A 26,953-nucleotide genomic window follows, 5' to 3' on the forward strand; every position below is an offset into this window, starting at 1 on the left:
GCGATTTACGAGCAATTGGCAGCAGACAACTTCGCCGCGTACGGCCCGGCTCTGGCGATGAGCCTGAATAACCTGTCGGTTCGTCTGAGTGATGCCGGGCGGCGTGCGGAAGGACTGGCGGCGATTGAGCGCGCGGTGGCGATTTACGAGCAATTGGCAGCAGACAACTTCGCCGCGTACGGTCCGGCTCTGGCGTTGAGCCTGAATAACCTATCGAATCGTCTGAGTGATGCCGGGCGGCGTGCGGAAGGACTGGCGGCGATTGAGCGCGCGGTGGCGATCTATGAGCAATTGGCAGCAGACAACTTTGCCGCGTACGGCCCGGATTTGGCGACGAGCCTGAATAACCTGTCGGTTCGTCTGAGTGATGCCGGGCGGCGTGCGGAAGGATTGGCGGCGATTGAGCGCGCGGTGGCGATTTACGAGCAATTGGCAGCAGACAACTTTGCCGCGTACGGCCCGGATTTGGCGATGAGTCTGAATAACCTGTCGAATCGTCTGAGTGATGCCGGGCGGCGTGCGGAAGGACTGGCGGCGATTGAGCGCGCGGTGGCGATTTACGAGCAATTGGCAGCAGACAACTTCGCCGCGTACGGCCCGGCTCTGGCGAGCAGCCTGAATAACCTGTCGAATCGTCTGGGGGAAAGCGCAGAACCGACAGCCGAGCAAGCCAAACGATTAATGGAGATAAGGGCTCAGTTGCAACTTATCAAGCGGCGCATACGCGATGAGCACATTCAAGTTCCTGCGCACTTAACTTGGTTGCTTGAATCTGAGCCGGATGATAAAGGCTGATAGTTTCCGCCACGAAGTGAATCGCGGGGAAATCGGTGCTAATGTTTTGTCACTGCGCCATCGCTTAACCGCATGGTTAACGCAATCCGCTTGCGCTTCTCATCGACCTCCAGCACTTTCACGGTAACCACTTGCCCTACCTTGACAACCGTATGCGGATCCTTGACAAACTTGTCCGCCAACGCGGAAATATGAACGAGCCCATCCTGGTGCACGCCGATGTCGACAAACGCGCCGAACGCGGCGACGTTGGTGACCACGCCTTCGAGCACCATGCCGGGGTGCAAGTCCTTCATCGTTTCGATGCCTTCCTTAAAGGTAGCGGTTTTAAACGTGGAGCGAGGGTCGCGGCCGGGTTTTTCGAGTTCGTGCAGAATGTCTTTGACGGTCAGCAGGCCGAATTGCGCATTCGCGTATTTTTCCGGGCGGATGGATTTCAGAACCGGCTGATTGCCGATCAATCCACTGACATCCAGGCTGACGTCACGGAGGATTTGCTCGACCAGCGGGTACGATTCCGGGTGCACGGCGGAAGCATCCAGCGGGTTCGTGCCGTTTGCAATGCGCAAGAATCCGGCGGCTTGTTCAAAGGTTTTTTCACCCAGGCTGGGGACTTTCAGCAAGTCTGTACGCTTGGCGAACCTGCCTTTGGCGTTGCGTAGCGTGACGATATTGTGCGCGATTTTGCTGCTGAGACCGGCGACATAGCGCAGCAAAGCCGGAGAAGCGGTATTCACATCGACGCCGATGGCGTTGACGCTGTCTTCCACGACGGAATCGAGTGACCGCGCCAGTTTGTTCTGATCGACATCATGCTGATATTGCCCGACGCCAATCGATTTGGGGTCAATTTTGACCAGCTCAGCCAGAGGGTCTTGCAACCGGCGCGCAATCGAGACGGCGCCGCGCAGCGACACGTCCAGATCCGGCAATTCTTCGGAGGCAAGTTCGGAAGCGGAATACACCGAAGCACCGGCTTCGGATACCATGATCGAAGTGAGTTTGAGTTGCGGGTATTTTTTAATCAGATCCTTCGCCAGATGATCGGTTTCCCGAAATGCGGTACCGTTACCAATCGCAATCAGCGTTGCTTGATGTTGCTCGGCCAGTTGCTTTAACGTCTGCAGCGCAGAATCCCAGTCATTTCTCGGCGGGTGCGGATAAATGGTAGTGGTGACCAATACTTTTCCGGTGGCATCCACGACCGCGACTTTCACGCCGGTGCGTAACCCCGGATCGAGGCCGATGGTGACGCGCGGACCGGCGGGCGGGGCGAGCAGCAGGGCTTTGAGGTTTTGTGCAAACACCTGAATCGCCTCGGTTTCGGCGCGTTCCTGCAGATTGCTCATGAACTCGGTTTCCAGATGCGCAAAGATTTTCGTGCGCCAGCTCGCGCGAACCGTATCAATCAACCAGGCATCGGCCGGGCGTTTCTGATCGTGGATGCTGAATTGCCGGGCAATTAATAACTCGCACGGGTTGAGCGCGGTCGTGCGCGTTTTTTCTTCGATTTCGGAATCCAAGTGCAGCTTTAACTTCAAAACCGCTTCGCGCTCACCGCGCAGCAAGGCCAGCGCGCGATGCGACGGGATTTTGCTGATCGCCTCCGCATAATCATGGTAATCGGTGAATTTGGTGTCGCTGTCTTTTTTGTCCTTAGCGGCTTTGGCGGTCAGGATGCCATGCGTGCGCAAGTATTCACGCAGCGTCTGGAGTAACGGCGCCTGTTCGGCGAAACGTTCCATCAGGATATGCTGCGCGCCTTCCAAAGCGGCAGCAGCATCCGCGACGCCGGGATTGTCGCCTTCCTCGGTAGTGAAAGGCGCTTTAAGATATTTGGCCGCTTCGGTTTCCGGATTGAGCCTCGGGTTATTCAGCAATGAATCCGCCAACGCCTGCAAACCGGCTTCATGGGCCATTTGCGCCTTGGTGCGGCGTTTCTTGCGGTACGGCAGATACAAATCTTCCAGATGGGCTTTGTCTTCGGTATGCGTGATGGCATCGAGCAGTTCCGGAGTCATTTTGTTTTGCTTTTCGATCGCCGAAATGATCGCAAGCCGCCTTTTTTCCAGTTCGCGCAAACTGTGCAAGCGTTCTTCCAGTAAGCGCAGTTGCACGTCATCCAGTCCACCGGTGGCTTCTTTGCGATAGCGGGCGATAAAAGGCACGGTGGCGCCTTCGTCCAATAACTGAACGGTGGATAGAATTTGGGTCAGTTTTACGGCGAGTTCTATAGCGAGGCGTTGTTCTATCGATGGCAGCATGGATGGGTATATTTATGGGTAATTAGAATGAAAGTAGGCGATTGCGTTACTAGTTAGCGCAACCGGATTGTAACCATTACTCGGGCACGTTGGTTGGGTGTAGAACAATTTCCAGACCGGAACCGCATTTCCAGCACAACTGAAAATTCGCCGGATTTTCCTCACCGCAAGCTGGGCAGTGTACGGTTCCTGTCGCCACCGGAGCTTTCTCGTAGGCTTCAATCACAAGTTTGCCACGCTCATAATCTTCGTCACGCATCACCCAAACTTCCGGGTAGGCATGCGTGAAGGGTATTTCCCCCATGCCGCTTTGCGCGTGTTGGTTAAATAATTGCGCCGGAATATAGGCGTGTTCGAGCAGATCAAGTACTATCTGTGCTTCCATCAAATTGTTGGCAGAGTAAACTTTTTTCATGCAATGAGAATTGCTAAATACAATCGATTAATTGAGTAAAATTATGTGGTTTAGAAACTTACAAGCATATCGTATCGCCAGCGGAAATATAACACTGAATAGTCTCGAGGAGGCACTTTCGCAGCGTGCCTTGCAATCCTGCATGCAAATGGAGATGCAAAGCCGTGGCTGGGTCGTGCCGCGCGAGGAAAAAGAGAGTTTTGTGCATGCTTATGGCCAGCAGTGGCTGGTTGCATTGGGAGTCGAAAAGAAATTATTGCCGGCCGGGGTGATCAATCAACATGCCAAATCCCGGCTTGCGCAAATTGAACAAATGCAAGGCTACAAACCGGGCAAGAAACAGGTTAGAGACATTAAGGAAGCAACGATTATCGAGTTGTTGCCGCGTGCCTTTACACAACGGCACAAGACGTATGCCTGGATTGACGGCATCAATAACCGGCTGGTTATCGATACGGCGAGTCCCAACAAAGCCGATGAATTTGTTGAGGTACTGCTGAAATCAGTGAATGATCTGGCTTTGGAGCCGCTGGATACGCAAATTTCGCCTGCTTCGGCCATGACGCGGTGGTTGTCCGGTGATGACCTGCCATCCATTTTGACGATTGATCGCGATTGTGAACTGCAAGGCATGAGTGATGAGAAAGCAACGGTCAAATATACCCGCCATGTTTTGGAAGCCGAAGAAACAACGCGGCATATCCGCGCAGGAAAGCGGGTGATTAAGCTGGCCATGACTTGGAACAGCAAAGTTTCATTTGTTTTGCAGGACAATCTTCAACTTCGGCGGATTACACCTTTGGATATCCTGAAAGAATCCACCGAATCGGATGAAGAATTATTTGCCAGTGACTTTGCCATTATGACAGGTGAATTGAGCCAGCTCATCACCGACGTCATCGATGCATTGGGCGGCGAAGACCGCGGTTAAACCGGCTGGTCTAGTGTTTGCCGGTTTTGGATTGATCCTTGATTCCCGATAACACGCCGTTCGCAGATTTGCTCACAAAATCAGCGGTTTTTTGTGCCAGGCTGGCACCGACTTCCACTTGAGAATGTCCAACCGAAGCGATTTGCTGCGCAAAAGTGGCCAATGTCTCTTTCAATTGCGAACCCACATTAGTTCCAGTATTTTTGGCATGGTGGCTTATATCGAGCAGGACATCGGCAATTAGCCCTTGTGCGGCTGTGGCGGTGTGATGCAGAGTTTCCAGGAACAGGCTTTCCAAACTTTCCAGATCAGAACGGGTACGCGCCAATTCTGTATCAGAGAATTTTTTTGCCTGCCCTGCCGCTTCTTCTATGGCGAGCTTGGAAGCTTCGGCAAATTTTGCCAGCGCTGAATCCAATCCAGAGACTGCTTCAGTGATTTGTGTTTTTGCAGCATGCGCCTGATTGGTTGCCTGCTGCAATTGTTGCGAAGCACCGTCGTGCGCGCCTTGCATGACGGCAGTGATGATCCGCTGCAAGGAGTCCAGGTCAATACGTTGCGCGTTCATGGCTCTCAGCGTTAAACGGTGTACGGTATCTTGAATATGTGAACCATTGGCTACGGCCTCACGAACTTCCGCTTCTAATGCTTCCATATCACTGTTGTTTGGCTTACTGGTATTTTCATTGTGCATGATGATGAACCCTATAAAATATTAAAAGATACTTCGTTCTTCATTCTCCTCCGGTTCTCCCGAGTTGGTCAAGGCTATTCATATAAGGGCGCAAAACTTCCGGGATGGAGACACTGCCATCCGCATTCTGATAGTTTTCCAACACTGCCACCAGAGTGCGCCCCACGGCGAGCCCGGAACCGTTTAATGTATGCAGCAGTGCAGGTTTTCCATTTTCATTACGGAAGCGTGCTTGCATGCGCCGTGCCTGGAATGCTTCACAGTTGCTGCATGAGGAGATTTCCCGGTAAGTATTTTGTGCCGGCAGCCAGACTTCAATATCGTATGTTTTCGCTGCCGAAAAGCCCATGTCACCGGTGCACAGCGCCATCACGCGATAAGGGAGCACCAATTTCTGTAAAATCTTTTCCGCATGACCGACCAGTTGTTCCAATGCGGCGTAGGATTGATCGGGGTGAACAATGTGCACCAGCTCAACCTTGTCAAATTGGTGCTGGCGGATCAGTCCGCGCGTATCCCTGCCATAGCTCCCTGCCTCGGAACGAAAACACGGTGTATGTGCGACATATTTTAGCGGTAGGGATTGCAGTGGTACGATTTCATCACGCACCATATTGGTAATGGGTACTTCTGCAGTTGGGATGAGATGAAATGCGGGCGAGTTGTTCGCGGTACTATTTTCTGCGCCGCCTGCATTGACGGCAAACAAATCTTCTTCAAATTTAGGCAGTTGCCCTGTGCCGCGTAAACTCTCCCGATTAACCAGATAGGGTACATACGCTTCCATGTAACCGTGTTCCTGCGTATGGGTATCCAGCATGAATTGAGCGAGTGCACGGTGTAGGCGGGCAAGTCCCCCTTTCATCAGGCTGAAGCGCGCGCCACTGAGTTTTGCAGCTGTCTCAAAATCCAATAGTCCTAGTCCTTCACCGATGCTGACATGATCTTTGATGGCAAAATCAAATTGCCGCGGCTCGCCCCAGCGGCGAATCTGCTGATTGTGTTCTTCATTTTTTCCTTCCGGCACGCTGTCGTGAGGCAGGTTAGGGACTTCGAGCAATATTTTCTGCAAGCTGTTCTGAATTTGCTCCAATTGTGTCTCGGCTTGCTTCAATGCGTCACCCAAATGCGCCACTTCGGCCATTATGGCCGAGACATCTTCCCCTTTACTCTTGGCATTACCTATTTTTTTCGATGCCGCATTGCGCTGTGCTTGCAGCTCCTGAGTCTGGGTCTGAATGGTTTTGCGTTCCGCCTCTAAGGCATTAAATGCTTCGGTTGGAAAGGCATAACCTCTTTTGGCAAGCTGCCGGGTGACAGTATCCAGATCAGTCCGTAGTTGTTGAATCTCTAACATGCAAAAACTCCAAAATAGCCAGTGTAGATTGAAATGATTTTTAGGGTACCTCTAAAAATTCAAAGTTCTAAACAACACGAGGCACGAGCAAAAAATGGTTACGCAGCATATGCATGATATGTAAGGAAGCATTTTTTGCGAGCAGCAAAGTGTTGTGACGAAATTTGGATTTCTAGAGATGCCCTTTATATTTTATGCTTAGCTTGCTTATCCAGATTGCGCAAATAAGTCAGTTTTTCCTGTATTTTTTGCTCTAATCCGTAAGCTGTTGGCTGATAGAAACTGACCTCCGGCATTTCATCCGGGAAGTAATTTTCTCCCGCCGCATACGCTTCCGGGCAATCATGCGCATAACGGTATGCGTTTCCATGACCGATTTCTTTCATCAGTTGGGTTGGCGCATTGCGCAGATGGATGGGAACAGAGCGTGATTTGTCATGGGCAATAAAGGCACGTGCTTTATTGTAGGCTAAATAGGCCGCGTTACTTTTGGGCGCGCAAGCAAGATACAAGGCTGCTTGCGCCAATGCCAGTTCGCCTTCCGGGCTGCCCAGCCGTTCATAAGTCTCGCAAGCATCTAACGCCAGGCGCAAAGCGCGGGGATCTGCCAGGCCAATGTCTTCGGTTGCCATGCGAACCAAACGCCTCCCGATATACAAGGCGTCGGTTCCGCCATCGAGCATGCGGCACAACCAATAGAGTGCCGCGTCGGGGGAAGATCCGCGAATGGATTTGTGTAAGGCGGATATCTGGTCGTAAAACGCATCACCGCCGTTGTCAAAGTTGCGCGTATTGCGTGACAGTGCATTGAGGACAATGTCTTTGCTGATTTCTGAAATGGTCTCAGTTTCAGCAACCGTGCTGATCTGTTCCAGCAGATTCAGCAAACGTCGCGCATCGCCATCGGAGAACTCGATCAAGAGATGTCGCGCTTCGTCCGAGAATTGCAGATTACCGAGTGCCAGTTTCTGTGCTCGATCAAATAGCTGAGACAGTTCTTCTCCGGATAAGGCATTGAGAACGTAAACCTGAGCGCGCGACAATAATGCGTTATTCACTTCAAATGAGGGATTCTCGGTCGTGGCGCCGATAAAAGTGATCAGGCCTTGTTCAACGTACGGCAAGAATGCATCTTGTTGTGATTTGTTAAAACGATGTACTTCGTCGACGAAAAGAATGGTATGCCGCTCGCTTTGTTGTAATACTAATTGGGCTTGTTCAATCGCGTTGCGAATATCTTTTATGCCGGAGAGTACAGCAGACAAGGCAATGAATTCGCTGTTGAATTCGGTTGACATGATGCGTGCCAGCGTGGTTTTTCCTGTTCCCGGCGGACCCCATAAAATCATCGAATGCGGTTTTCCCGATTCGAAAGCCAAGCGCAAAGGCTTCCCGGCACCGAGCAGGTGGCTTTGCCCGATGACATCGTTCAGATGCTTGGGGCGTAACTGTTCGGCGAGGGGCGCTTTGGGTTTGTTGGGTGAAAACAGATCGGTATCACTCGCTGATGACATCTGCATTGTCAGGAGGTATGAATTTAAATAAATCGGCCGGTAAATTGGGATTCTTGTCCAGATCTGAGAATACCAGTAATGTGGTTTGACCAAAACTATCGCGTAACGCCATAATCTTGAGTGCGCCTTCCGGTGAAAATCCCATTTGGATAAACTCAAAAGCGCTTTCTTTGCTTTTGGGGATGGCTTCAAGCCATTCAATCTGATTTTGCAGGCCGAGTTCAATCAGCTCGAAATTATCTTCGATGGTGCTGCTACCAGCAAGGAGCGCAGCCGGACTACTACCGATCGCAATATTGAATTGCCGTATGGTGACTTGATTGAGGTCGCGATCGTAAAACCAAACCTGAGTGCCGTCGCCTACGATGAGTTGCTCATACGGTTTATCATACGTCCAGCGGAATTTCTCCGGGCGTTCAAATTGCATGGTACCGTTTGATTCCTGTATGGTACGGGCGTTTTTGTCATACAGCGTTTGTGAAAAATTTGCGCGTACCGTACGGGTTTCCTTGATGAAGCTTTTTAGACTGTCGATGGCGGCCGCTTCAACGTATAGCGACATCTGGCTGCCGAATAACAATAAAAAAATAGCACAGCTTGAACGAACCATAATGTTCCTGTCGTGAGGTTGTCGGGGGGTACTAAGCATGGTAGCCGAGAATTGGATCACTCGCCGCGTGCGGGAGCCAATACTTCCCGGTTGCCGTTGCTTTGCATAGACGAAACCAAACCGGTGCGCTCCATTTCTTCGATAAGCCGCGCTGCGCGATTATAGCCGATACGCAAATTCCTTTGCACCAAAGAAATCGAAGCGCGGCGGGTTTTGATGACGATGGCGACGGCCTCGTCGTAGAGTGGATCTGCTTCACCCTCTGCCGGCTTTTTGATATCAAGCGAGTTACCGGCATCGCTTTCTTCGTCATCAATCTTTAAAATATCTTCGATGTAGTTTGGTTCGCCATGTTCTTTCAGATACTCAACGACTCTGTGTACTTCGTGATCGGCAACAAAAGCGCCGTGAATGCGTTGCGGGTAGCCGCTACCCGGCGGTAAATACAGCATGTCCCCTTGGCCCAGCAGCGCCTCAGCACCCATTTGATCGAGAATGGTGCGTGAGTCAATTTTACTGGATACTTGAAAGGCAATCCGGGTCGGAATATTGGCTTTGATCAGGCCGGTAATCACATCGACCGAAGGGCGTTGCGTTGCCAATAAAAGATGTATGCCGGATGCCCGTGCTTTTTGTGCAAGCCGGGCAATCAGATGCTCAACCTTTTTACCCGCGACCATCATCAAATCGGCTAATTCATCAATCACCACGACTATGAGCGGTAATTCTTCCAGGTACTCCGGTGCTTCTGGCGGCGCAAATGGGTCAATTACAGGCTCTTCATTTTTAGCTGCGTCACGAATTTTCTGGTTGTAGCCGCCGAGATTGCGGACACCGAGCGCTGACATCAGCTTGTAGCGCCGTTCCATTTCGTTGACACACCAGCGTAGCGCGCTGGCGGCTTCGCGCATGTCAGTTACAACGGGCGTTAGCAAATGCGGAATGCCTTCATACACGGATAATTCCAGCATTTTCGGGTCGATCAGGATCAGGCGGGTTTGATCGGGAGTGGTTTTATAGACCAGGCTTAGAATGACTGCATTAATCGCGACTGATTTTCCTGAACCGGTTGTTCCGGCTACCAGCGCATGAGGCATTTTTGCCAGATCCGATACGACCGGGCGGCCGCTGATATCTTTACCTAACGCAATGGTCAGTGGTGAAGCGGAATCGGCATAGACTTGTGAACTGAGGATTTCCTGCAGTCGCACAATTTGCCGCTTGGGATTGGGAATTTCCAGTCCCATACTGGTTTTGCCCGGAATGGTTTCGACCACCCGGATACTGGCAACAGATAATGCACGTGCCAAATCTTTAATTAAATTAATAACCTGATTGCCTTTGACGCCGACCGCCGGCTCAATCTCATAGCGTGTAATAACTGGCCCAGGGAAAGCGGCGACTACTTTGACATCCACGCCAAATTCCTTGAGTTTTCGTTCGATTAAACGCGATGTGAATTCAATGGTTTCCTTGGATAGCACTTCAAAGTCTTTTTCCGGCTCATCCAGAAGATGCAGAGGTGGTAAAGGCGAATCGGGTAAGTCAGAAAACAGAGAGGGCTGCCTTTCTTTGATAATACGTTGCGATTTAATAATATTCGTAGTGGGTGGCTCAATATGCAGGAGCGGGCTGCTTTCTATGCGTTTCTTTTCATTCTCGACGACTTTTTCGCGGACGTGTGATGCAACAATGCCTGCAAATTTGTCTTTTCTTGTTTCCCACAGTTCTTTTGTCAGTAATAAGAGATTCTCAATGCTTTCACCGATTTTTTCTACAAAACGTACCCAGGATAGGCCGGTAAATTGACTGAAACCGATTGCGATGAGTATTAATAATGTCAGTGTTGCACCAGTAAAACCAAGTATTTGCGAGAGATGATGGCTGATTGTACTGCCCAGCATACCACCTGGCACCAGCGGTAGCGAAACACCGATGGTGTAAAACCTGAGCGACTCCAATCCGCTACTGGCTGAGAGCAACAGTAAAAACCCTCCCGCTGAGAGTAACAGAGAGTGCCGGTCAAAAATTCCGGCGGTATCAATGCGATGGTAGCTCCAGCTAACGGCTGAGAGAAAGAATGCGACCCACCACCATGCGGATGCACCAAACAGGTACAGCAGAAAATCAGCCAGCCAGGCGCCAACATGTCCGCCCGCATTCTGAATTTGATTGGAATCGCCGCTATGTGACCAACCTGCATCACCGCGATCATAACTAAAAAAAATCAATATGAGATAAAGCGCGGCACCCACTAGGATCAACCAACCGGATTCACGCAATAATCGGGCTACTCTGGGTGAGAAGGAATGACCGCTTTTCTTGGCCATTGGTTTATTTATTAAACTCATGGGTATCTCAGAAACGAAAGGTTTTGTCTGTCTGATACACTAAATTATATAAGAGAATCTGAAGTAATTTCTCTAATAGGCTGTTGAAAAACTATCTGCGTTGCCGCTGCGGTATTAAAAGTAGGCTCAAAGTGCTCATTTGTCACACATAAACTGCGCTTTCTCGCCGGTTTTTTCCTCGCGCCGGCTGCCTCGAATACGGCTCTCAACGGACTATAATGCAATGGTAAATGCATTTTGTTGTTGAAATTTGAGGTATCTGAGTAGAGTCGATCAAGACAGCGTCTGTCTTGGTTGCAACTCTGAAAGTGGAATTGTTTGAGAAAAATCTCAAAATTTAATCAATTAGTTCTTGATCGCGATAAGATAGCAGCTACGTGGGGTTTGTCTTTATTGGCAACTTCAGGCAAGGTTGAAACAAAATTCCCTCCGTTACGTTTTGAATTAAATAACGCATCTTCTGCTCGTTTACATAAATTTATTCTTTTATCAGCCTCACTCAGCATAGCGATACCGATACTTATTGTGATTTTGTTTTCTGTGTTTTTATCTATCTTGGCAGAAATTTTTTTGCGAATGGCTTCACATACTTCTTTCGCTTCGGTTAATTCTGTTTCAGGAAATAAAATAGCGAATACATTAATATCTATACGGTAGAAAATATCGGATGTCCGGATATCGGTTTTAATCTCCTGGGAGATTCTTCTTATGGAATCATTCTTATTTCTGAAATCATAGTTATCACTAAATAGTTTTAAAAGATCAATGTCAATAATAGCTACAGATAGATTTCTATGGTAGCGTTTGCAGCGTAGTATCTCAGTGTCTAATTCAGACTCAAACGCTTGTCTATTCTTATATCCGGTGATCGGGTCAATCAGTAACTGAGTCATCAAGGTGGATATGTCAATATTCGCCTTTTTGATCTTGATGACCATGATTGCGGCGCAGATGATCAATAATAAAGTAATTCCCCGGTTAAACAGAACAATATTCATCGGTACTGCAATGCCAGGCGATAAATAGAAGCCGATTATTGTGAATATAATTCCCAATGCAGCAATGAAGTAGGTAAATTGAATTCCACACACCCACAGGCTGGCAAATATGACTAATGCATAGGGTACGCCGGCCGCGACACCCAATGGCAGTTGTAAGTCAATTATCAAAATAGAGAGTGTTGCAATTAAGATAATTAAACTATTAGCCTGAATTGCACATTCTCTGAATAAAAGTTTCAGATTGGCGGTTGCTGAGAGAATTTGGCTACGCATCTGTTTGAGTGAATATCTGTATGAAAGTGTGGTTTGTGTTTATATTTCACGGATTACGGAACCTAATCTTTATACGCAAATTAGCACGTTGGTAAAATTATAACAATCTGTCCATTGTACATTGTTTCTTAAAAACAAAGTTTGAAATTCTGTGCACTGATTAGGTGGGTAGATGAGATTTAATGACAATCCTTGAAAGTGTGAAATTTTCGTTAATTCTAATTTTCTTTTTTAATGATGCGGGTCCCTGCCAACCGGTCATGAAGAAATTGATGATCGCGATCAAATAGCGCCCAGATAATTCCAAAACCAAAAAAGAAAATACCTATCAATGCAAACAGGTATCGTGTGAGGGCCTGTTTTTTCGTTAAGCTGTTGCCATCTGCGGCGACAAGGCGCATCTTCCAGGTTTGCATGGCCAGCGTTTGCCCGCCATGTGTCCAGTACCAAGAAAAGTAGTATCCCATAATAACGAGCAGATAGAACTGAAACAATGGCCTAAAGTATGTGGCTTGTGTATCGCTGAAAATCAGGTGGAAAATAAAACTGGCGAGAAATAAAACGGCCAATAAAAGAAGAAACTCATAAATCATGCAGATTATTCGCCGCCAGAAACCGGGTGTTGAGTTGACCATATTTGACTTGAATCGATAAAATTGATGACGTTGTGGACGTGATAGCCCAATAGAAATTACTGGGGAATTAACAGATATTGTATGCTAAAAATAATTCAGTATAAGTTTCAGTGATTGATAATTATTATCGTTTGCGTTATTATATTAGCTTGATAAGCATAATCTGAATTTATACGTATATTATAACAACATATGGCGGGGCTGTAATTTAGCGTTCATAAACAAAAAGCAAAATCACTGGCATCCAACCTATTTTAGATCAAGTAAGTAAGCAATTTGTCTGGATTTGTTATTCTGTAATGCAATCATTATCTCGGAAAAATATTGAGTACTTAGGGTCGCAGCAACGTTTGATCTCATTACCCGGATTCTTGTTTGTACTCATAGTGCATGCCGCGTTATTTTATTTTCTATGGAATCAGCGTTTAATTCCACCGCCTGAACAAGTGGTTACATTATTTGCCGAATTGATTGCATCATCACCGCCTAATGCTGTACCTAAAGCCTTGCCAGAACCTGCACCCGCTAAACTTCAACCGGCAAAAAAACCCGTGGTTAAGCCAATACAAGAGCGTCTCATAACAAAGTCGCCTGTGGCATCTGAGCAGAAACAAGTTGAATCTCTGCCAGAGCCAGTAGTGGAGCAAGCAAAAGAATCCAAACCTGTGACTGAGGCACCGCCAGCACAAATGCAAACAGGACCGGTTACGTTGTCATCGGAATTGTCTGTTTCTTGCCCTAAATTGACCGCACCGGATTATCCTGCCATTTCACGGCGTATGGGCGAAGAGGGTAAATTGATATTGCGCGTGGAATTGGATGAAACTGGGCATATTGATGAGGCAAAAGTTATTAATAGCAGTGGTTATGAACGTCTTGATGCAGCCGCATTAACCGCGGTGAAAAGCTGGCAATGTAATCCATCGCTGCGGAATGGCCAGCCGGTTCGCGCTGTTGCCTTACAACCTTTTAATTTTGTACTGCAAGGAAATTAACCAATGGAAAAAGGACTCGGTTTTTCTAACTTTCTCGCCCAAATCGATGGCGTTGGTATCAGTGTACTGGTGCTGCTGTTATCGCTTTCAGTTGCGAGCTGGTATTTAATCATCACAAAAAGTATCGCTAATCTTATTGCAAAACGCCGTGCCGAAGCTTTCCTAAAACATTTCTGGAGTTTTGATTCCCTGCAAGCGGTTAATGTGGAGTTTAAGAATGCTGCCCCGAATAATGCGTTTGCAGAGCTTGCTAAGCTGGGTATTGATGCTGCGGCTGATTCCAAGATTCACAGCTCACACAAATTGGCAGCCGCTGGTGGTACCAGTGAGTTTCTTACACGTACATTGCGGAATGGAATTGATCAGGAAGCTACCCGTGTTGAAAATGGCCTGACTCTGATTGCATCCGCAGGTTCGGCAGCACCTTATATTGGCTTGTTCGGAACGGTATGGGGAATTTATCATGCATTGATACAGATTGGACTTTCAGGTCAGGGCACCTTGGATAAAGTGGCCGGTCCTGTTGGTGAAGCATTAATCATGACAGCATTAGGGTTGGCAGTGGCTATACCGGCAGTGCTTGCCTATAACGCTTTTGTGCGCCGAAATCGTATTTGGCTTGCACGCCTGGAAGCTTTTGCACATGATCTGTTCACGCTAATTACTGTGGGTGATAACAATGATGCACCGGCTTCTTTACTGCAAACACCGTCGGCGGCTGTCACAGAAATGACGGATGTCGCAGTTGAAAGGGGGCAATAATGGGATTTGGCAGCATGCAGGGTAGCGGGCGTCAGGCGCCCATGGCAGAAATCAATGTGGTGCCATTGGTGGACGTCATGCTGGTATTGTTAATCATTTTTATTATAACAGCGCCGCTTCTTACGCATTCAGTGAAAATTGATCTGCCTAAGGCAGAGAGTGCTCCCAATATTACTCAGCCTGAGCATGTCGAGTTGGCTATCCGTGCAGATGGTAGTCTTTTCTGGAACGGTGAGCCCGTAACATTGGAGCATCTGGCGCCGCGCTTTGCTGAGAAAGTGACTCAGGCACCTAAAACAGAATTACATATTCGTGCGGATAAGCTGGCACATTATGAGCATGTCGCACGGGTGATGAGCATTGCAGCCAAAGCCGGTATGGCAAGAATCGGTTTTATTACGGATCCTTCGGAACAATAAGAACGATCGAGGTTTAGTCCTAAGTCTTCTTCAGAAAGGGATGTAGCAGTAAAGAATTTTGTTCTATGAAGCTTAGTAGGGGAAAATGAAATATCAGATGTACGAGATCAATCTCGAGTTTGGCAAGCTTTTAATCTGATATTGCTACTACTTTTTTACCAGTTACTCGCGCTAAACCTAAACTATTCACTACTTTTTGTAGTTTTTGCATATTTCCCGATTTATCCAATTCTGCCCTGGGAATAGCTATTCCTAATCTCTATCAGGCTTCTATTCGTGTTGCGGCGTGGTGCAATAACAGTACTTCGAGTGCTATAAATTTTATTTAGAGTTGAGTGTGGGATTTGCTTTTTATAAAGATTCTGGTATAATTACGAATCATTCTCATTAGTAATAATTCTTTGGTTTTTGTTTTATAAACAATAAATTTATTTCGAATACAGATCTCAAGGTATTTAATATGTATGTATGTGTATGCAGGGGAATAACAGAAAGCGCATTACGTGAAGCGATCTATCAGGGGGCCGATCGAATGAGAGATTTGAAGGCTTCTCTGGGAGTTGCTGAGCAGTGCGGTATTTGTGCATGTCATGCTAAGCAGGTATTGGATCAGACATTGGTACAAAAATCCCAATTACAGGATTTTATTCCCCAGTCAACGTGTATGTGTGGAACTGCAGTTTGAAAAGGAGAAGCAGTAGCGGTAATGGTTTTTCTTTTATTGACGACCGCCGTTGACTTTGTGCACTGCAATAAAGCATGGCTCGCTAGAAAGCTCTAGATATGTTTCTGTTGTACGAGTTCAAGGATGTTATGGCTGGCTGCAAACAGAGTAACCGGTGTAATTATTCGACGAACTTAATCCAAATTGCCTTTGAGACCTATCTTCATCATCGGATCCTTTTCCGTCTTATTTGTTATGTTGAAATAACAGTTTCCTGTTTCAGGGTTTGGTAAAAACCGCAAAAAAATTGCGCTATCATAATATGATTATCAATGGTTTAACCAGAAGTTTTTATTTTTTTGCAGTACTAATCAGTCTTAGTCTGACAGCTGTTCTTCTGCCTAAACCAAGTTTCGCGGAAGCATTAAATAGCGCCAAACCTGCGCTACGCACCTTCAATATTCCTGCTGGTTTCTTATACGAAGCTTTGATTCAGTTCTCGCAACAGGCGGGGATAAAACTTGCTATTGATCCTGTGAAATTACAGGGAAAAGTAACGTTCGGATTAAGCGGTGATTTTGATATTAAATCGGCTCTGGATCAATTGCTCATTGGCTCTGGTTTGCAAGTGATGAAACAGGATGATAGCTATACACTGACGGAAGTGCCGGCATCCTCAGTAGATCCTATCGTCACGACATTACCTTCAATACAGATTACTGCTAGCAATACCAATCGATATGCAGCCGTCAGTACCACTACAGCAACGAAAACCAATACTCTGTTGCGTGATGTGCCGCAATCCATTTCGGTTATAACCAATGAATTGATTAAGGATCAGTCAATCCGAAGTATTGCCGATGCAGTCCGTTATGTGCCCGGGGTTGGCGTCTCGCAGGGTGAAGGTAATCGAGATGCTCTCGTGTTTCGTGGTAATCGTTCGACCGGTGATTTCTTTACTGATGGTATCCGTGATGACGTCGAATACTACCGCGATCTTTATAATATTGAGCGTGTTGAGGTGCTGAAAGGTGCTAATGGGATGATTTTTGGCCGTGGCGGCTCAGGTGGTGTCGTTAATCGTGTTACCAAGCAAGCCAATTGGGATCCAGTGCGAGAGTTTAGTTTCCAAGGCGGATCTTTTAATCAAAAAAGGATGACGGCTGATGTCGGGCATGTGATTAATGATGTCGCTGCAGTTCGTTTAAATGCGGTGTACGAGGATGCTGGCAGTTTTCGTGATGGCGTCAGTATGGAGCGCCTGGGGATCTCCCCAACAGTAACCCTTAAACCGACGCATCGGACTAGGATAATCGCGAACATGGAGCGGTATCATGATGATCGCACGGCTGATCGCGGGATACCTTCGTTTAATGGTCGCCCTGTAGATGTTTCTCGATCACAATTTTTTGGAGATCCGAGACGAAATAACGCAAATATTAATGTGTTGTCGTTTAATTCATTTATTGAACATAAATTCGATTCTGGTTTTACGTTGCAAAACCGGACGAATTACGCAACTTATGATAAGTTTTATCAGAACATATTTGCTAATTTGCCTTTTTCTCCAGGTCTAGGAGTGCAATTGGGTGCCTACAATAATGCTACAGACCGTGAAAATGTATTTAATCAAACAAACTTACTCTATTCCTTAAATACGGGATCTGTTTCTCATACATTAATGGCAGGTATAGAAATCGCTCGGCAGGAAACTCATAATAAACGTCAAACAGGCGATTTTCATGGGAATTCATTTGTTTCTTTAAGTAATTCAATTACAAATATACCGATAACCTTCTCGACTAGAGATACGATTGGTAGTGTAGATGCATACAATCGCAGTCTCGTCAATGTTACATCGCTATATATTCAAGACCAGATTCAATTTATACCTCAGCTTCAGGCCATTGTTGGGGTGCGTTATGATATGTTCGAGGTTGATTTCCAACAAAAGAATGGCCCAAAGGATCATTTAAAAACCAACGATGATTTGATTGCGCCTCGGTTTGGTTTAATTTATAAACCCATTGAACCGGTTTCTTTTTATGCAAGCTATAGTCAGGCTTATGTTCCTCGTGCGGGCGATCAGCTCTCTTCTATAACTGTTACAACCGCTGTGCTAAAGCCAGAGAAATTTACAACATTGGAAGCCGGAATCAAATGGGATATACGCCCTGATTTAGCTTTGACGGGTGCTGTGTATCAGTTGGATCGAACTAATGTCATCAATAGTGTTGTTGCAGGACAAACTTTTTTATCCAAAGGGCAGCGTACTGAGGGTGTTGAAGTAAGTCTTGCTGGTCAACTGACTTCAAATTGGAATGTAATGGGTGGGTACGCTTATCAAGTTGGAGAAATAACCAGTGATATAAAGGATATTGCTAAAAAGGGAACAAAGGTTGCAGAACTTCCCCGTCATACATTTTCAGTATGGAGTCGCTATGATTTTACACCGCGTTTGGGCGCAGCATTTGGTGTGATACATCGAGATAACATGTTTACTTCATTAACAAATACAGTCATCTTGCCTGATTTTACGCGAGTGGATGCGGCATTATTTGCGCAATTTACAAAGAGTTTTCGCGGTCAGTTAAATATTGAAAATTTATTTAATACGAAGTACTTTGCGTCTGCGAACAACGATAACAATATTGCTCCTGGTTCACCTATTGCAGTAAGAGCTACCTTGATAGCTAATTTCTAGTTGGTTAATTCAGCCAGTCACTATGCTTTCTTCACTATAGAGTCAGCCATTAAACAGTTCGATTTTTCATAGCAGAAAAGGCCGGAATACGGAGATTCTAATAAATCTTTTTATGGCCCGGGCCAATAAATTCTCTGTCTCTTGGGGCCGATTGTGGTTGAAAACCAGTCGACAGAAGCGCAGTTAATACTCTTCAACTTGCTGCAGAGTGCTTGATAACATTCTGTTGAACATTATTCGTGGGGTTAATCCTTTGTACTTTCGTGCTTTGATTAATAATAAAGAACCAACACTTCTATCAAACACCACCAGGCAATCCCACATTTTGGCAAAGAAGACCTATTGCAAATGAGTATATCAGTGTAAGTAAGATGATCGGTTGAATGAACAGGGTTAATTTGTTCTGATTACTAATGCTTTCAGAAACATAAAGTTACGTTGACTTCCGGTTAGCACCGAAAAATCACTAATAGATTCTAATGAAACTTATTAAAATCAATAGCATATAATTTTAATGTTATCCGAAAATGCCGAATTTCTTAGTTTCTGGGGTTAGAACAAATTTGCCGTGGTTGAATGAATAGGAAATTTGGAGTTTTGCGGGATCAGAATTTGAGTTGAATTATTTACTTCCAGCCAAGGCTGGAAGTAAATAACATTTAAACCGGGAGATCGAATACAATCATATCCGCTGTAATCGAATTTACATTGACTCCAACAAGCTCAATGGTTGCGGCACCTCCAACGAATTCAACAGTAAAACCCTCGTCACCTTTATCATCTATATCAGTTATAAACGATAAGAGCTCATCGAGATGATGGATCCCAAGTGTTTCTGAATCAAAGAATAAACGGTCACCTTCATCAATTTTAAAGTCGGTTACATGAAAATTTCCTGATGCATAAAAGCCAAAAGTATCATGACCTGCATCTCCAGCAGCACGATCTGCATCTCCATCTCCAGTTAGTACGTCATGCCCGAAGCCCGCTCTTAATATATCATTACCGGCACCACCCTCCAGTATGTCAGTGCCATCCTGACCATCAAGATCATCGTCTCCAGCATCGCCTTCCAATTTATCATTACCATTTCCACCAGCGATAATATCATTACCGTCTTCGCCTTCGAGTTCATCGTGACCGGAACCGCCGATCAAATCAAAATCATCTCCATCAGAACCGATGAAGAGAAAATCATTAGAACCGACTGAACCGGAGCCCAATCCTGGGATTTCTTCGCCATCGATTATGACAACACCTGAGCCGTGAGTGCGTGGTATTTTATTAAATGACATGCTTTACCTCCAAAATAAATTTTTTGAGCTTGCTTATCTTCTCATTAATAGAGTGAATAATAATGAGAATGATTCCTATTATATTAAAAAATAGGTAAAATACAAGACTTATTCGTTGAATTAACCAATACATGCACAATCATGACCGATAAACTGGATGAGTTGTTATTGAAAGCCAAGGATCTAATCACTGCGGGCAAGCTAAATGATGCGAATGGGATTCTCGGTCCATTAAAAAGCGAATTTCCGCTGTCGCAGGACGTTGCGAGGTTATGGTGTTCACTGGCAATGCGCACTAACCGTACAGCCGATGTTCTGGTTTACGCAGGAAAAATTTATGCGCATGTGCAAAGTGATTTTCACAAGGCCCAGTGGGCACAAATAATGGGTACGGCGAGTTTCATTTTATTAGATTTATCCGGAGCGTATGCACATTTTACCTATGCGCTGAATCACTTAATGGCGCTGGCAAAGTCAGGAAAAGTCCCGCCGCAAAAAGAACAAGTGAAGATATCGCAATCCGATGAGAATTTATTTGCCTCCGGAAAGGCCGAGGAGTTGCTGTGGACGACTTGCGCGGAATTAGCCAAGCTGGATATTCCGGCATTTCCTTTTGCGGGTACTTTACTGGGGCTGGTTCGTAACGGATGTTTACTGGATTTTGATAAAGATCTCGACATCGCCGTGCGAATGGAATCCTGGGGTGCTTGCTGTGCCGCACTGGAACAAGCCGGATGGGCACGATCTCCGATGCGGATTGACTATGCCAATTACCGTGATTACGTACATTCGGAACTGGGAATCACGTTGGATGTCTGCGGTTTGCAAGCGAGAGGGAAGCAGATAGTCGGCGGTTTCTCATTGCCTGGTTATCCGGATGACTATCAGCGGGTGTCCGTTTTTCCCAAGTTTGATTTGATCCAGCGTAGTTCAGAATACGGCCAGGTGTGGTTTCCGCGACAGCCGGAAAGAATCCTGACGGCATTTTATGGCGATTGGCGCACGCCGAATCCCAACTGGGATACCGTGATATCCGCACGCAATCTGGAAAACTTTACCCTGCTGGTGCGTTGTTATGCGTATCACCGGCTTGTGCAGCGCTGGCTATCGGGGGATTTGGCTAAAGCCTGGTGTTATGCGCATCAGATCGCATTGAAGGATCCGGATGATGTGCTCGCATTGCGTAGCCGTCAGTGGATGGAACGCGCCATGATGCGGTTAAACCGGGAAATTCCCATTTGGCCGAGAAATCAGCCGCAGCGGCGCGTGTATACACGCATGGTGGCCGATTTGTTTCATGAAGGCCACGTGAATTTTTTACAGGCGGCGCGCGCATTGGGTACGCATTTGACGGTGTGCGTGGTTTCCGATGAACGTGTTGCGGGAAATAAAGGAAAACTTCCCGTCATGAAACAAGCGGAGCGTGCTGCGGTCGTCGCCGCTTGCAAATATGTGGATGCCGTAATGACGGATACGCCGGTGAATGTCACCAAAGAATTTATGCAACAGCATGGTTTCGACATTTATACCTTCGCATGCGCATCCGATCAGGAGCGCTTAGATAAATATAAGCTGTGTGAGTCATTACTGGCAGAAATGATTCAAGAACTCACGTATACACCCGGTATTTCGACATCCGATCTTGTTATGCGTATTCTGGAAGGTGCAGGAAGTAAAGAGACGGTCATAACGAGTAAGTAGGTGCGATGTATCCGATAAGTAGATGTGTCGATCATTCACGGAAAGTTTCTATAATCAGATAAATTAACCGAATGACAAAGACTATTGTTTGCTTGGTTTCATTTTTACCAAGCATAGCCAGATCTAATCTGAATCGCTTGCCTTTCGTAAGAATTACAGGTCGTTCAATGACATTATTGAGCGCTCTGATATTGCCGGGCTGAGTCAGTGCAAAGTTTTTCAAGATATTGATTAAAGTAATGACAGAGATGCGCTAATCATTCTCCATTAATTTGATTGCCTATATAAGAAGGAAATCCTAAATGATGCGTTTTATTTTATTGGCATTTTTTTGTATGACTTGTGTGTCGCCCGTTTATGGCGGCACACCTGTTAAAGTACCGGACACGATGGCTGAACGCGTTAGAGCTTGTACCATTTGCCATGGCGCTGAAGATAAAGCGGGGCGTGATGCCTATTACCCTCGCATAGCGGGTAAGCCACAGGGATATCTCATTAATCAGTTACGCAATTTCAGGGATGGTCGGCGTTATTATCAGCCGATGGCTATTCTGTTGGAAAACATGTCAGATGAATACTTATATGAAATAGCCCAATATTTTTCTTCTCTACAGTTGCCCTATCCAGCACCAGAACAGATTCACATGCAACCCGAGGAAATCGAACAGGCAGAACAACTTATTCGTATTGGAAACCCAAAGAGGAATATTCCAGCATGCAGCGCTTGTCATGGAGATGATTTGATGGGTATAGAGCCTGCTATCCCGGGATTGCTGGGATTGTCTCGAGCTTATATTGCTGCGCAGCTAGGTGGATGGCGAAATGGAGGCATCATGCGAGGTCAAGTACCTGGCTGTATGTCTGAGATTGCTAAACAATTGACCGATGTGGAAGTGAATGCGATTGCGAAATGGTTAGCAAATCAGACTGTTTCAGGCGAGCCAAGACCAGTTAGTACGCTTTTACCTGAATTAGTGCATCGCTGCAGCCAAAACATCACGGAAGCCGGGGGTAAAGAATGAGGCATTTGGCTATAAAATATAATATAAGTAATTGTAAATTCGATGCTTTATTTCTGGCATGCATGGTATCGCTATTATTTTTTTCGATAACGCAGGCTACATGCGCGATTGCTGAGGAATCTGATCGCTCTGTCGACGTGCAGCATGGCGCCTATTTAGCGCGTGTTGGTAATTGCATGGGATGCCATACGACTAAGGGTGGTCAACCGTTTGCGGGCGGACGCAAATTATCGACTACATTTGGTATTTTCGTTACACCCAATATTACTTCTGACAAAGAAACAGGAATTGGTCTTTGGAGTCAACAAGATTTTTGGCAAGCGCTCCATCAGGGCAAGTCACGTGATGGAAGACTTCTGTATCCTGCTTTTCCCTATACCGAATACACCAAAGTCACGCGGCAAGATGCCAATGCGATTTTTGCGTATCTTCAATCTATACCATCCGTTTCACAATCCAATCCACCGAACGATATTTTCTTTCCCTATAATTTCAAACCGTTGTTAGCTATTTGGCGCATTATGTATTTTAGAGAGGGTGTTTATAAACCGGATCAATCCAAGAGTGATGCTTGGAATCGCGGCGCTTATCTCGTGCAGGGTTTAGGTCATTGTAATGCTTGCCATACAACCCGCAATGTATTCGGAGCCAGTCAAGATGATACGTTGAGTGGTGGGAAAATAATGGGTACGAATTGGAATGCGCCTTCTTTGTCCTCATATCAGGAAGCAGGTATTGGTGGCTGGTCAATCGAAGAAATCGTTGAGCTGTTGGCGACTGGTATAACAAAGCGTGCCGTAGCTTCAGGTCCTATGGCGACCGTCATAAGACAAAGCCTTCAATATTTGTCGCAGGATGATATTAACGGTATGGCGATCTATCTAAAGGCGCTCACGGAAGATGAAGCTGGTAAAGTGCCTGGTGTCCGTTTCTCAGTGATGTCAGGTAGCTTGAAGAGGCATCTGGATTTTGGTGGACAACTGTACGAAAAACATTGCCAAACGTGCCATGGTGCCGATGGAGAGGGCGCCCCAGGTATTTATCCGGCGCTGGCCGGTAATCGAGGGGTGTTGATGAGTTCGCCATTGAATACTATTCGTAGTGTGCTGAATGGTGGATATCCACCTACAACAACAGGGAATCCTAGACCTTATGGAATGCCGCCATTCCAGCAGATTTTACATGATGAAGAAGTAGCTCTGGTGGTGTCGTATATACGGAATGCTTGGGGAAATCGTAGCAGTTTGGTGACAGCAGTGGATGTCGATCGAAGTAAAGGAGGGGATTAATTATGGCGCGCAGTAAAGTATGAACTCTTATACACCAGAGCATTCTATGCAGCGACGGATTGAACGAAGCCTTGGATGATGCTCAGATTGCTTCGCTCTTTGTCAACGAGTCTGAAGCGGATCTTGTGAATGTATTCAAGGCTGCACGTCACGCGGGCAGCCGCGATTATTTTTCAGTCATTGTACTGACTGGTGAACAATAGATTGCTTTGTCAGTTGCTTCGAATCAATAACGTGCTGTTTTTATGGAGTCTCGGATTGTATATCACTCACCCGGTTGTAACGTAACCGGTAATTCAATTTTTTCACCTCTTCGTAACACAGTGATCTTGATGGTGTCGCCAACTTTATAGCTGTCAATTCGAGCGAGTAGCTTATCGACGGAATCAATGGGCTTATTTTCAAGCGCCACGATAATATCGTTCGCGATGATATTACCTTCGGGAGTGATCGTTGCACCTTGAAGTCCGGCAGTGTCAGCAGCTGATCCGGGGCTGATGCTCAAGATGACGACACCAGTTACTTTCAGGTGCTGAGTCAGGCGGATATTGAGTTTGCTATCAACAGTAATGCCCATTGCCGGACGGATATATTTGCCGCGGCTGATGATTTGAGGAACCACGCGATTGACGGTATCGACCGGCACAGAAAACCCAATGCCGGCACTGGCGCCGCTGGGGCTGTAAATGGCTGTATTGATGCCGATCAGGCGGCCGGCGGAATCCAATAACGGACCACCGGAATTACCGGGGTTGATGGCGGCATCGGTTTGGATCAGATTATCGATGGTACTTCCTTCACCGCTCGGGAGTGAGCGATCCAGTGCGGAAACAATGCCGGTGGTCAGTGTCCAGTCCAGACCGAAGGGATTGCCGATGGCGAATACTTTCTGGCCGACTTTGAGGTCGTGGCTGGTGCCGATCGGAACCGGCGCGGGGCGCTGGAAGCCGATGCCGATTCGCAGCACGGCGATGTCGTGCGCCGGGCTGGCGCCGACCAGGGATGCTTTGTAATCGCGCCCGTCAGCCAGGCGCACGATCGCTTCGCTGGCGCCTTTGATGACATGAAGGTTAGTAATGATATGTCCGTTATCGTCCCAGATAAAGCCTGAACCGGTGCCGCTGGGAACAGAAAAAATATTGCGCGTCCATGCGTCCATCACGCGTTGACGCGTGGTGATAAATACGACTGAGTCCCGTGAATTCTCAAATAACTCAATTGTGCTTTTCTCGTCTTCAGCCAAATTGCCACGTGCTTGGATTACCCGCGGCTCGGCATTTTCCTGCTTATCCTTACCGCTGAAATAGTCCGGGTGAAGAATATCCGGGAAATAATGATAAAGGAAGCTATGGAAAAATAACGCCAGCAATATGGCTGCGAGTGAGGTCCAGATTAAACGGGATAGAAATCCGTTATTGGGCATAGGTGTTTGCTCCTTCAAAATTTATCATTATTTGTTGTGTGCTTGCGCCCACCGTACCAGATCCTGTTCGCTCATGGCGCCCGATTGTCTGGCGATTTCCTGGCCACTTTTAAACAGTGCCAAAGTTGGAATACTGCGAATGTTGTAACGAGCCGCTAGGCCTTGTTCTTCTTCCGTGTTCACCTTAGCAAGGCGCATCCCCGGTTCTAGCAAAGCGGCAGCTTTGGTGAATGCAGGTGCCATCATGCGGCACGGACCGCACCATGGTGCCCAGAAATCGACCAGCACCGGAATATCGTTGTTCGCGATATGCCGGTTGAAATGACTCTCCGTCAGTTCAACCGGCTGGGTGGTGAATAATGCCTGATGGCAAGACCCGCAGTTGGGCGTTGCACCGAGGCGATCTGCAGGCACGCGGTTGGTGGCGTGACAGTGCGGACACACGATATGTAAAGACATGAGTAGTTTTCCTGTTTAATTCGTTTGGCTGACAGATGCTTTGTTAATCTTCATTCAACTCGGATGCTCTCAGCCTGGCGCGTAAGAATTCAATTTCTTCGAGCAGATCGGCGACTAAACCGGCTAATTCCGGGTTACCTTCAAAATCCCGCTCAATCGCTATGATTCTCTTGATCCGTATAAAACTGCGGCTATCGAATATCCATGTGGCAGGATCGCTAGCGATTGAGTCTTCATCCAGCAACAAGCCCCATTCAACGCGCTCAATAATCCATTTGCGGCTGACCTGACAGCTTCTTGCCAGTTCATCCAGATTGAGCTTGGCATCCTCAAGTAAAATGGCATCGATTTCATGCGACATGATTTAGACTCCGAGATTCTGGCGTGGATTAAAAGCAAGTTCCTGCGCCATAGTTTGATAAAACTCACGTTCCTTGGGTGTAGTAGCGGGCGGTAGCACAACTTCCAGCACCAGATATAGGTCGCCGGGTGTGGCAGCAGGGATGCCGCGTCCTTTCAAGCGCAGCTTGCGGCCTGATTGAGAGTTTTCCGGTACTCGCACTTCCACCTGACCATCCGGCACCGGTATTTTAACTGTTGCACCCAAAGCCGCTTCCCACGGTGCGACCGGTAACGTGGCATAAACATCCTTGTTTTCAATCCGGTATCTGCTGTGCGGTTTGAAATGGACTTCCAGAAACAAATCTCCGGCGGCTTCCCCGGCATGTCCCGGGCCACCCTGTCCGGCAAGCCGGATCACTTGCCCGGAATGCACGCCCTTGGGAATTCGGACATTCAACATGTGGTCGGCGAGCACGGTGCGTCCCTGACTGTCGAGTTTAGGCATGCGCAGTGTCAGGCTGCGTGTGGCGCCGTGATAGGTATCTTCCAGATCGAGCATAATTTTTGCGTGATGGTCTTCGCCCCGCATCCGGTGGTGGGCTTGCCGGGCACCAGCACCCATTTGCTTGCCGAATAATTCCGCAAAGAAATCACTGAAATCAGCAGCCTGTGCACCGTTAGATCCTTGCCCACGGAACTCAAAACCGGCATCCCAGCCGGGGGGCGGTTGAAAATCACTGCCTGGCTGGAATCCGCGTCCCTGTCCCAATTGATCATAAGCCGCGCGCTTTTCCGGGTCGGAGAGTACCGCATTGGCTTCATTGACTTCTTTCATTTTCTGTTCGGCGTTAGTTTCCTTGGAAACATCCGGATGATACTTGCGCGCGAGGCGGCGGTATGCTTTCTTGATTTCCTCTGCCGTCGCATCGCGCGAAACGCCAAGTGTCTTATAGTAATCCTTGAATTCCAAATCAATTCTCCCTGTTGATCACGCAGTCACGCCATGAACATTATTGCCGCTTTAAGCCAAATAGTGAA

The 26,953-nt window shown here is 47.1% G+C and carries 25 protein-coding genes; 11 read left to right on the forward strand and 14 right to left on the reverse strand.

The genetic code is table 11. The features are described from left to right. Positions 1-57: 57 nt before the first annotated feature. The gene (locus QZ942_RS03280) at positions 58-795 is read left to right on the forward strand and encodes a tetratricopeptide repeat protein (RefSeq protein WP_292993229.1); all 738 of its coding nucleotides are present in this window, start codon (positions 58-60) and stop codon (positions 793-795) included. A gap of 38 nt (positions 796-833) precedes the next feature. On the opposite strand, the gene QZ942_RS03285 is transcribed toward QZ942_RS03280, so the two are convergent. Both QZ942_RS03285 and QZ942_RS03290 read right to left on the reverse strand, forming a co-directional pair. Then, the gene (locus QZ942_RS03285) at positions 834-3,059 is read right to left on the reverse strand and encodes a Tex family protein (protein ID WP_292993230.1); all 2,226 of its coding nucleotides are present in this window, start codon (positions 3,057-3,059) and stop codon (positions 834-836) included. Positions 3,060-3,135: 76 nt separating this feature from the next. After that, entirely contained in the window at positions 3,136-3,474 is a 339-nt protein-coding gene (locus QZ942_RS03290; RefSeq protein ID WP_292993231.1) for a DUF2007 domain-containing protein, read from the reverse strand. Positions 3,475-3,517: 43 nt separating this feature from the next. Between QZ942_RS03290 and QZ942_RS03295 the strand changes: the two genes are divergently transcribed. Next, positions 3,518-4,405 carry a recombination-associated protein RdgC gene (locus tag QZ942_RS03295; protein WP_292993232.1) on the forward strand — a complete coding sequence of 296 codons (888 nt, stop codon included), beginning with the start codon at positions 3,518-3,520 and terminating at the stop codon, positions 4,403-4,405. Between the two features lie 10 nt (positions 4,406-4,415). Here the strand turns inward: QZ942_RS03295 and QZ942_RS03300 are convergent, their stop codons facing one another. The 7 genes from QZ942_RS03300 to QZ942_RS03330 all read right to left on the reverse strand — a co-directional run bounded on the left by QZ942_RS03300 (position 4,416) and on the right by QZ942_RS03330 (position 12,840). Further along, positions 4,416-5,099, reverse strand: coding sequence for a DUF6781 family protein (locus QZ942_RS03300; RefSeq protein ID WP_292993234.1), 684 nt, complete (start codon positions 5,097-5,099; stop codon positions 4,416-4,418). 40 nt (positions 5,100-5,139) lie between these two features. Beyond that, positions 5,140-6,456 carry a serine--tRNA ligase gene (serS, locus tag QZ942_RS03305; RefSeq protein WP_292993235.1) on the reverse strand — a complete coding sequence of 439 codons (1,317 nt, stop codon included), beginning with the start codon at positions 6,454-6,456 and terminating at the stop codon, positions 5,140-5,142. Positions 6,457-6,641: 185 nt separating this feature from the next. Beyond that, positions 6,642-7,976: a replication-associated recombination protein A gene (locus QZ942_RS03310; RefSeq protein WP_292993237.1), complete on the reverse strand. Its 1,335-nt coding sequence runs from the start codon at positions 7,974-7,976 to the stop codon at positions 6,642-6,644. Then, entirely contained in the window at positions 7,954-8,580 is a 627-nt protein-coding gene (gene lolA, locus QZ942_RS03315; protein ID WP_292993239.1) for an outer membrane lipoprotein chaperone LolA, read from the reverse strand. The genes QZ942_RS03310 and lolA overlap by 23 nt, the downstream gene beginning before the upstream one ends. A gap of 56 nt (positions 8,581-8,636) precedes the next feature. Further along, positions 8,637-10,931 (reverse strand): DNA translocase FtsK, encoded by a 2,295-nt coding sequence (locus QZ942_RS03320; protein ID WP_292993240.1) that lies wholly within the window; start codon positions 10,929-10,931, stop codon positions 8,637-8,639. Between the two features lie 341 nt (positions 10,932-11,272). Then, on the reverse strand, positions 11,273-12,205 hold the full coding sequence (locus QZ942_RS03325; protein ID WP_292993242.1) for a GGDEF domain-containing protein: 933 nt from the start codon (positions 12,203-12,205) through the stop codon (positions 11,273-11,275). A 218-nt stretch (positions 12,206-12,423) separates the two neighbouring features. Continuing rightward, positions 12,424-12,840: an RDD family protein gene (locus tag QZ942_RS03330; RefSeq protein WP_292993244.1), complete on the reverse strand. Its 417-nt coding sequence runs from the start codon at positions 12,838-12,840 to the stop codon at positions 12,424-12,426. A gap of 299 nt (positions 12,841-13,139) precedes the next feature. Here QZ942_RS03330 and QZ942_RS03335 point away from each other — a divergent pair, with 299 nt between their 5' ends. The 5 genes from QZ942_RS03335 (at position 13,140) to QZ942_RS03355 (ending at position 18,384) form a co-directional block, all read left to right on the forward strand. After that, the gene (locus QZ942_RS03335; protein ID WP_292993245.1) at positions 13,140-13,835 is read left to right on the forward strand and encodes an energy transducer TonB; all 696 of its coding nucleotides are present in this window, start codon (positions 13,140-13,142) and stop codon (positions 13,833-13,835) included. 3 nt (positions 13,836-13,838) lie between these two features. After that, positions 13,839-14,597, forward strand: coding sequence for a MotA/TolQ/ExbB proton channel family protein (locus QZ942_RS03340; RefSeq protein WP_292993247.1), 759 nt, complete (start codon positions 13,839-13,841; stop codon positions 14,595-14,597). Further along, complete coding sequence (locus tag QZ942_RS03345) at positions 14,597-15,016, forward strand: biopolymer transporter ExbD (RefSeq protein WP_292993249.1); 420 nt, start codon at positions 14,597-14,599, stop codon at positions 15,014-15,016. The genes QZ942_RS03340 and QZ942_RS03345 overlap by 1 nt, the downstream gene beginning before the upstream one ends. A 460-nt stretch (positions 15,017-15,476) precedes the next feature. Further along, positions 15,477-15,701 (forward strand): (2Fe-2S)-binding protein, encoded by a 225-nt coding sequence (locus QZ942_RS03350; protein WP_292928349.1) that lies wholly within the window; start codon positions 15,477-15,479, stop codon positions 15,699-15,701. A 286-nt stretch (positions 15,702-15,987) separates the two neighbouring features. Further along, positions 15,988-18,384 (forward strand): TonB-dependent siderophore receptor, encoded by a 2,397-nt coding sequence (locus QZ942_RS03355; RefSeq protein ID WP_292993251.1) that lies wholly within the window; start codon positions 15,988-15,990, stop codon positions 18,382-18,384. Between the two features lie 659 nt (positions 18,385-19,043). On the opposite strand, the gene QZ942_RS03360 is transcribed toward QZ942_RS03355, so the two are convergent. Continuing rightward, positions 19,044-19,679: a hemolysin expression modulating protein gene (locus tag QZ942_RS03360; protein ID WP_292928353.1), complete on the reverse strand. Its 636-nt coding sequence runs from the start codon at positions 19,677-19,679 to the stop codon at positions 19,044-19,046. Between the two features lie 141 nt (positions 19,680-19,820). Here QZ942_RS03360 and QZ942_RS03365 point away from each other — a divergent pair, with 141 nt between their 5' ends. From QZ942_RS03365 to QZ942_RS03380, 4 genes are all read left to right on the forward strand, one after another. Beyond that, positions 19,821-21,380 (forward strand): adenylyltransferase/cytidyltransferase family protein, encoded by a 1,560-nt coding sequence (locus tag QZ942_RS03365; protein ID WP_292993253.1) that lies wholly within the window; start codon positions 19,821-19,823, stop codon positions 21,378-21,380. Positions 21,381-21,682: 302 nt separating this feature from the next. Next, entirely contained in the window at positions 21,683-22,402 is a 720-nt protein-coding gene (locus tag QZ942_RS03370) for a cytochrome c4 (RefSeq protein WP_292993254.1), read from the forward strand. Next, a complete protein-coding gene (locus QZ942_RS03375) occupies positions 22,399-23,691 on the forward strand; it encodes a cytochrome c (protein WP_292993255.1) in 1,293 nt (430 codons plus the stop codon). The genes QZ942_RS03370 and QZ942_RS03375 overlap by 4 nt, the downstream gene beginning before the upstream one ends. Positions 23,692-23,750: 59 nt before the next feature. Then, the gene (locus QZ942_RS03380) at positions 23,751-23,894 is read left to right on the forward strand and encodes a hypothetical protein (protein WP_292993256.1); all 144 of its coding nucleotides are present in this window, start codon (positions 23,751-23,753) and stop codon (positions 23,892-23,894) included. Positions 23,895-23,956: 62 nt separating this feature from the next. On the opposite strand, the gene QZ942_RS03385 is transcribed toward QZ942_RS03380, so the two are convergent. From QZ942_RS03385 to QZ942_RS03400, 4 genes are read right to left on the reverse strand one after another with little or no spacing between them, the layout of a single operon-like run. Then, positions 23,957-25,114 carry a trypsin-like peptidase domain-containing protein gene (locus tag QZ942_RS03385; RefSeq protein ID WP_292993257.1) on the reverse strand — a complete coding sequence of 386 codons (1,158 nt, stop codon included), beginning with the start codon at positions 25,112-25,114 and terminating at the stop codon, positions 23,957-23,959. Positions 25,115-25,141: 27 nt separating this feature from the next. Then, entirely contained in the window at positions 25,142-25,573 is a 432-nt protein-coding gene (gene trxC / locus QZ942_RS03390) for a thioredoxin TrxC (protein WP_292993259.1), read from the reverse strand. Between the two features lie 43 nt (positions 25,574-25,616). Further along, entirely contained in the window at positions 25,617-25,934 is a 318-nt protein-coding gene (locus tag QZ942_RS03395) for a chaperone modulator CbpM (RefSeq protein ID WP_292993261.1), read from the reverse strand. A gap of 3 nt (positions 25,935-25,937) precedes the next feature. Continuing rightward, entirely contained in the window at positions 25,938-26,885 is a 948-nt protein-coding gene (locus tag QZ942_RS03400) for a DnaJ C-terminal domain-containing protein (protein ID WP_292993263.1), read from the reverse strand. Positions 26,886-26,953: the final 68 nt, after the last annotated feature.

Origin of the sequence: Nitrosomonas sp. (assembly GCF_021731985.1) — a bacterium.
Taxonomy (GTDB): domain Bacteria; phylum Pseudomonadota; class Gammaproteobacteria; order Burkholderiales; family Nitrosomonadaceae; genus Nitrosomonas.

Coding starts and splice junctions, on each gene's coding strand:
- QZ942_RS03370 (WP_292993254.1), top strand. CDS start 21,683: ATGATGCGTTTTATTTTATTGGCATTTTTTTGTATGACTTGTGTGTCG.
- serS (WP_292993235.1), bottom strand. CDS start 6,456: ATGTTAGAGATTCAACAACTACGGACTGATCTGGATACTGTCACCCGG.
- trxC (WP_292993259.1), bottom strand. CDS start 25,573: ATGTCTTTACATATCGTGTGTCCGCACTGTCACGCCACCAACCGCGTG.
- QZ942_RS03290 (WP_292993231.1), bottom strand. CDS start 3,474: ATGAAAAAAGTTTACTCTGCCAACAATTTGATGGAAGCACAGATAGTA.
- QZ942_RS03365 (WP_292993253.1), top strand. CDS start 19,821: ATGACCGATAAACTGGATGAGTTGTTATTGAAAGCCAAGGATCTAATC.
- QZ942_RS03345 (WP_292993249.1), top strand. CDS start 14,597: ATGGGATTTGGCAGCATGCAGGGTAGCGGGCGTCAGGCGCCCATGGCA.
- QZ942_RS03385 (WP_292993257.1), bottom strand. CDS start 25,114: ATGCCCAATAACGGATTTCTATCCCGTTTAATCTGGACCTCACTCGCA.
- QZ942_RS03395 (WP_292993261.1), bottom strand. CDS start 25,934: ATGTCGCATGAAATCGATGCCATTTTACTTGAGGATGCCAAGCTCAAT.
- QZ942_RS03350 (WP_292928349.1), top strand. CDS start 15,477: ATGTATGTATGTGTATGCAGGGGAATAACAGAAAGCGCATTACGTGAA.
- QZ942_RS03375 (WP_292993255.1), top strand. CDS start 22,399: ATGAGGCATTTGGCTATAAAATATAATATAAGTAATTGTAAATTCGAT.
- QZ942_RS03295 (WP_292993232.1), top strand. CDS start 3,518: ATGTGGTTTAGAAACTTACAAGCATATCGTATCGCCAGCGGAAATATA.
- QZ942_RS03300 (WP_292993234.1), bottom strand. CDS start 5,099: ATGCACAATGAAAATACCAGTAAGCCAAACAACAGTGATATGGAAGCA.
- QZ942_RS03285 (WP_292993230.1), bottom strand. CDS start 3,059: ATGCTGCCATCGATAGAACAACGCCTCGCTATAGAACTCGCCGTAAAA.
- QZ942_RS03335 (WP_292993245.1), top strand. CDS start 13,140: ATGCAATCATTATCTCGGAAAAATATTGAGTACTTAGGGTCGCAGCAA.
- QZ942_RS03320 (WP_292993240.1), bottom strand. CDS start 10,931: ATGAGTTTAATAAATAAACCAATGGCCAAGAAAAGCGGTCATTCCTTC.
- QZ942_RS03280 (WP_292993229.1), top strand. CDS start 58: ATGAGCCTGAATAACCTGTCGGTTCGTCTGAGTGATGCCGGGCGGCGT.
- QZ942_RS03310 (WP_292993237.1), bottom strand. CDS start 7,976: ATGCAGATGTCATCAGCGAGTGATACCGATCTGTTTTCACCCAACAAA.
- lolA (WP_292993239.1), bottom strand. CDS start 8,580: ATGGTTCGTTCAAGCTGTGCTATTTTTTTATTGTTATTCGGCAGCCAG.
- QZ942_RS03360 (WP_292928353.1), bottom strand. CDS start 19,679: ATGTCATTTAATAAAATACCACGCACTCACGGCTCAGGTGTTGTCATA.
- QZ942_RS03325 (WP_292993242.1), bottom strand. CDS start 12,205: ATGCGTAGCCAAATTCTCTCAGCAACCGCCAATCTGAAACTTTTATTC.
- QZ942_RS03340 (WP_292993247.1), top strand. CDS start 13,839: ATGGAAAAAGGACTCGGTTTTTCTAACTTTCTCGCCCAAATCGATGGC.
- QZ942_RS03330 (WP_292993244.1), bottom strand. CDS start 12,840: ATGGTCAACTCAACACCCGGTTTCTGGCGGCGAATAATCTGCATGATT.